Source organism: Neobacillus ginsengisoli (genome assembly GCF_030813055.1).
This window is the reverse complement of record NZ_JAUSTW010000025.1, coordinates 1-4,786: the sequence shown is the minus strand read 5'-3', so window position 1 is coordinate 4,786 and position 4,786 is coordinate 1. Positions and strand designations below refer to the sequence as shown.

The following is a 4,786-nucleotide window of genomic DNA, read 5'->3' as shown; positions in this document are numbered from 1 at the left end:
CTTTTTGCCGCCAAGCTTTGGACACTCATATCTTACCAAGGGGCTTTTTTATATTCAAACCTCATATTTCTTCATTACAGGAATGCTGCCAGTTAGTGCAATAAGAAAAAGGGATTGCCCGCAGCCATCCTAATCTTAAACTATTGCACCCGTTTGTTTAAGTACAATCATTCACAATCTGGCACTTTTATCGATTCCAATACTTTTCCTCATTTAATGCTTTAAAGGTATGACTATAATGTTTTTTGTCAAAAAATCCTGTGTATTCGAGACCAATGCAAGGTGAAAGGTCTCCATCTACTATGTTTGTATCAATAAAGGTAAATTCTTTTAAATTTGAGATTTCTTTAATAAAACGTATATTATTGAGTTCTCCACAATTAATAATCTTTAGTATTTCTAAATTTTGAAGACAAGCCGTAGATTCTATATCTAAGATATTTTTGCAAGTTTCAATTGCTAACTTTCTTAAAGTGTTTTTTACTCCTTCTAGTTCCCCAATATGTTCAAGCTTAGTTGCCCTATAAATTTCAAAATCATTTAGCTTTTTTAGATTTTGTATTCCTTCTAAAGAAGCCACATTTGTCATATACAACTTTAAAATGGTTAATTGGCTTAAATTTGACAATCCAATAAGGTTTTTGCTTTTTGGTTTATACTTGGTCAAATGAAGGAATTTTAAATTATGACACTCATTCACCCCAACTAATAATTTCGAGTCATTTACTTGTAGTTCCTCTAAGTATTTAAAATGAGAAACGTTTAATTCCCCAATAGGTTCATCAGCATATAAATATTTTAAATTGGTTAAATGATATAGCCCTCTATAATCATTAATCCTATCATTGTAAAAGTAGATACATACAATATTGGGGCAGTACTTTAAAAAGTCAACATTATGTAAGCTATAATCTGGAGGATTAATCAATATCTTATTAATCTTATTATCATTAATGTAAGTTATGGATTCCTCTAATCTGTTGTCCTCGATTGCTAAGCAGTTTAAGTTTTCGTGATATTTGTAGCCCTCTTTAATTAAATACACTATAAATCATTCCTTGCATTGTTTTTGTTATAAAAGGATTGTCGTAGCCTCACATACTAATTTATTCTATCCTCTTATCGTTTACACCTTCTTAAGCTAAACTGACCGTTTGTTCAATAAGAAAAGGAGGTGCCGCAGCTACCTCCGTTGTTAAACTCAAGCACCCGTTAGCGTAAGTACATTTTTTTCACAAACTTACTGTCGGAATCGAACGATCTATTCGATAGCCATTTTCATCAAATAACGTTTGGACTCGGAAAGTTTCACTGTTTAACCAATCAGAAAAACTGTCCCATTCTTGTAGAATATTCGTAGTCCAGCGTTCAATTCGGAATACTTTGGGATATTCTAATTCAGCTGTATCCATCACAACTTCAGAGCCATCCCAAGAATAACTTCCGAATATTAGCCAACTTTTAGGACACTCTATGTGTCGTTCCAAGTTCGGAGTTATTAAATCATACGGTTGGATAGATTCATCACCAGTTCGTACATAGGAAGTTCTCACTCCAAAAACACAAAAAACATCAGAAAAAAGATTAATACCGTTCATTTTTCGATAAAATTCTTTTAAAACAAGTGGAACTTTTTTTGTAACTACATTTCGTTCTAAGACATTAATTGCTTCTTCTGGTAGCGGTGCATAGATCTTATGCAACCATGCTTCAGGCCCATTTTTTGGTACATGGCAAATGATTTCTGTTCCATTTTTGAGTTCACGATAACCCTTTTCTTTCCATTTTCCTAAAACGCTTAAAGTTTCGTTAATTTGCAAATGCATGGATAACACTCCTTATCTAGATGACCAATAAACAATCCAAATTAATAAATATTATACCATTCCTTCTTCAGCTAACCTGCCCTTTAGTCGAATAAGAAAAGAGACCGCCGCAGCCATCCCCATCTTTAACATAAGCACAATAAGATTTATATTACTGAAGTCCTTTCCAAATCAAATACATTTATTTGATGTTCTTCAAATAGCTGTTCTAAAGCCCCAATCCCGTTATTATCCGCAAATTGTTTTTCTTCTTCCGAAATTGGAATTCCCATTAACCAAGCCACTTGTTTTTTCTTGAACTTTATTGTTTTCAACGTATCTTCCCAAAGAAAAGGAGATAAAAATAAAATATGTTTCATAGGGCTATCAGGCAGATACATATCAATTACGTTCTTAAAAATCGTTCCAAATGAACATTCAAATCTAGAATTAATAATATTGAATGCACAAGTTGCTAAAATATTGGGGAAGCATTCAAAATCACTTGCCCCCACCAATTCAACCCTTAAAGGTAACCTGTTTCCCTCGTAGCCAATAGAAAAATCGGATAAACCAAGCGTAGAATAAGATAAGATACCCTCAAAATTTTTGTCTTCACAAGAAAGAATATCGACTGAACTTTTATAGTTATCATCATAATATTTAAAAACATTAGGCTTTCCTTCAAATGCTTTAACAGCAGTTTGTGCAAGTATTTTGTTTTCTTCTGATACACTCATTAAAATATCCCCAATACTTTTTGTTTCATCAATTTTATCATCAATACCTATTTAACCGACAGGTAGAAAAAACAAATAAATTCGCACCAATGACTGCCTCAGTAAAATAATCCTTCTTCAAGTAACCTGCCCGTTAGTTCAACAAGAAAAGCTGCCTCAATGACAGCTCCATTCTTACACTCAAGCACCCGTTAGCACAATAAAGAATTTTAAGATTGGCTAATCAATTTTTCAATATATTCATCCAATAAATTTTCAATATCTGAATATTCAACTGTTAAATCTAAATGTTTAAAAAAGATAAGTTCACCAGATTGAATGTCCAAGATTTCCATATCAATAAAGCCTGATTTCCAAACAGTTACTCTTCCACCTCTTGTACTAGTTAGATGGTCTACAAAAATACTTGGATTTGGATTACAAGATTGAATCGATTTTGATATTAAGTCAGTTTGAATCCCCATTTTTTGCAGATTTTCCTTGTGGTCATTAAACCACCTATAGAAAAGTTCATCCATTGTTATATCACCCCTAAAACCGATTACTACTATATATTCCACTTGAAAAATTAATTCTCCTTCTTCCGCTAACCTGCCACGTTAGTTCAATAAGAAAAGGGCTACATCAGCTAGCCCTCTTTATTTTAGTAATGCACCCGTTGAACAAGGATGTTAGGTTTTAGCCTTCACAAGTATCATTATAAGGGTTTGCATACAAATCAATATCAAACTCAGCTTTTATACTATTAGCGAATTCAATCTGTTCTTTATTAAGATAAAAAGCTGGTGTATATCCATTTTCCATTATTATTACAATTTCGAAATGACATTCCAGACTAAACTTCGATTTTAATTGATTAATTATATGTGCTTTATTTTTTAATGGTTTAATTACCTCATTTAGTTGTTCTTTTACATCATAGGATTCTTGATAGTCGGTACCTAATTCCCAGGCTGTCTCTTTTCGATAGTGGACTTTAGTTGAAACAATATTTGGATTGGGTTTTATTTCAATGACATCACCCTTTTTATAGGAATTGGTTGGATTAATTCCCAATAATTCAGTCACACTATCAACAGGAAAGTCATCTCCATACAAGCTGAAATAAACCATTACTTGAGTTTTATTCAAGTACAATTTCCCCTTCCGCAAAGCCTCATTTTACTCATTTTAAATCAATTATAATACCATTCCTTGTACAACTAAACTGCCACGTTAGTTATAAAAGAAGACCATTATGAAAATGCCAATCGAAACAATATTGTTAAGGTAATTCAACTTATTATTTGATTTAATTAATATATCTTCAACAACAGCAAGCAAACTCATTAGTGAACCAGCAATACAAGCAGGTCTTATATAAACAGATGAAAATCCTTCAATATATCCTTTTATGAACAACACAGTGCCTAAAACAAAAAGTAACAAATGTATAATATATATTGGTTTATTACTTTTTGAATATCTTTCCTTAATCTTTTTTAGCATTTTTCCCCCTCCAAATAATCCTCTTCAATCATCTCTTTATTAACCCACTTAAGGCTTTATATATTACCTTATTCTATGGTTTAGATTTTTTTCCTTCTTCCACTAAACTGCCACGTTACTTGAATAAGGAAAAAGCGATCTTCCCTACTATCCGTTTTAATCAATCCCCAAAGTGCAATTTTATATACACATTTTATCATTTCTTCTTCAAGTGCCCTGCCTAGTTATTTGAAGAAGAAAGAAGCATTACCGTTGTTCCAGTAATGCCCCCGTTAGCGAAACAGTCTATTTTATATCTTTAATGGCTTTATATTTTGTAAAGTAAGGAAAAATTAAAAAATCAATAAAGCACAGTAATACTAATAATGTACATCCCAAAGCAAAAGAAACCTTACTGGCAAGGTAAAATGAATAGAATAACATTATTGATCCGCAAAATATACCTGAAAGATACCTGGACATAGAATTAATTCGATGTTCCAAACCACATTTTTTACAAATTAATGGCTTATATCCCCATAACAAGCTCTTTTGGATTTCCCTCCATTTAAATTTGTATCTGCATTTTTCACACTGTTGAAGAGGCAAAAATAATCACACTTCCTTTTATACAGCCTAAAGGTATTACTTTTTATATATGAAGGTCTTAGACAGCTTATTCAACTCCCTCAGTTTGATACGATTATCTCTCGAATGCTCACTTATTCGCAGGATTTCATAACCCTTGTATTTGGATTTACGTGTAATTGATAT

General features: G+C 32.2%; 7 protein-coding genes. All 7 read right to left on the bottom strand.

The genetic code is table 11. From position 1 onward, the window contains the following. Positions 1 to 187 precede the first annotated feature (187 nt). The 7 genes from J2S10_RS27295 to J2S10_RS27610 all read right to left on the bottom strand — a co-directional run bounded on the left by J2S10_RS27295 (position 188) and on the right by J2S10_RS27610 (position 4,621). Positions 188 to 1,045 carry a leucine-rich repeat domain-containing protein gene (locus J2S10_RS27295; protein ID WP_307414332.1) on the bottom strand — a complete coding sequence of 286 codons (858 nt, stop codon included), beginning with the start codon at positions 1,043 to 1,045 and terminating at the stop codon, positions 188 to 190. A 187-nt stretch (positions 1,046 to 1,232) separates the two neighbouring features. After that, positions 1,233 to 1,826: an SMI1/KNR4 family protein gene (locus J2S10_RS27290; RefSeq protein ID WP_307414330.1), complete on the bottom strand. Its 594-nt coding sequence runs from the start codon at positions 1,824 to 1,826 to the stop codon at positions 1,233 to 1,235. Between the two features lie 146 nt (positions 1,827 to 1,972). Continuing rightward, on the bottom strand, positions 1,973 to 2,545 hold the full coding sequence (locus J2S10_RS27285) for a suppressor of fused domain protein (RefSeq protein WP_307414328.1): 573 nt from the start codon (positions 2,543 to 2,545) through the stop codon (positions 1,973 to 1,975). 209 nt (positions 2,546 to 2,754) lie between these two features. Further along, positions 2,755 to 3,063, bottom strand: coding sequence for an immunity protein TriTu family protein (locus tag J2S10_RS27280; protein ID WP_307414327.1), 309 nt, complete (start codon positions 3,061 to 3,063; stop codon positions 2,755 to 2,757). Positions 3,064 to 3,223: 160 nt separating this feature from the next. Then, positions 3,224 to 3,658, bottom strand: coding sequence for a DUF4279 domain-containing protein (locus J2S10_RS27275; RefSeq protein ID WP_307414334.1), 435 nt, complete (start codon positions 3,656 to 3,658; stop codon positions 3,224 to 3,226). Between the two features lie 102 nt (positions 3,659 to 3,760). Then, positions 3,761 to 4,033 (bottom strand): hypothetical protein, encoded by a 273-nt coding sequence (locus J2S10_RS27270; protein ID WP_307414325.1) that lies wholly within the window; start codon positions 4,031 to 4,033, stop codon positions 3,761 to 3,763. A 285-nt stretch (positions 4,034 to 4,318) separates the two neighbouring features. Then, positions 4,319 to 4,621 carry a TIGR04104 family putative zinc finger protein gene (locus J2S10_RS27610; RefSeq protein WP_370876309.1) on the bottom strand — a complete coding sequence of 101 codons (303 nt, stop codon included), beginning with the start codon at positions 4,619 to 4,621 and terminating at the stop codon, positions 4,319 to 4,321. Between the last annotated feature and the right edge of the window lie 165 nt (positions 4,622 to 4,786).

Bases quoted from the DNA above. Each gene is read 5' to 3' on its own strand.
- J2S10_RS27285 (WP_307414328.1), bottom strand. From the start codon at position 2,545: ATGAGTGTATCAGAAGAAAACAAAATACTTGCACAAACTGCTGTTAAA.
- J2S10_RS27280 (WP_307414327.1), bottom strand. From the start codon at position 3,063: ATGGATGAACTTTTCTATAGGTGGTTTAATGACCACAAGGAAAATCTG.
- J2S10_RS27270 (WP_307414325.1), bottom strand. From the start codon at position 4,033: ATGCTAAAAAAGATTAAGGAAAGATATTCAAAAAGTAATAAACCAATA.
- J2S10_RS27275 (WP_307414334.1), bottom strand. From the start codon at position 3,658: ATGGTTTATTTCAGCTTGTATGGAGATGACTTTCCTGTTGATAGTGTG.
- J2S10_RS27290 (WP_307414330.1), bottom strand. From the start codon at position 1,826: ATGCATTTGCAAATTAACGAAACTTTAAGCGTTTTAGGAAAATGGAAA.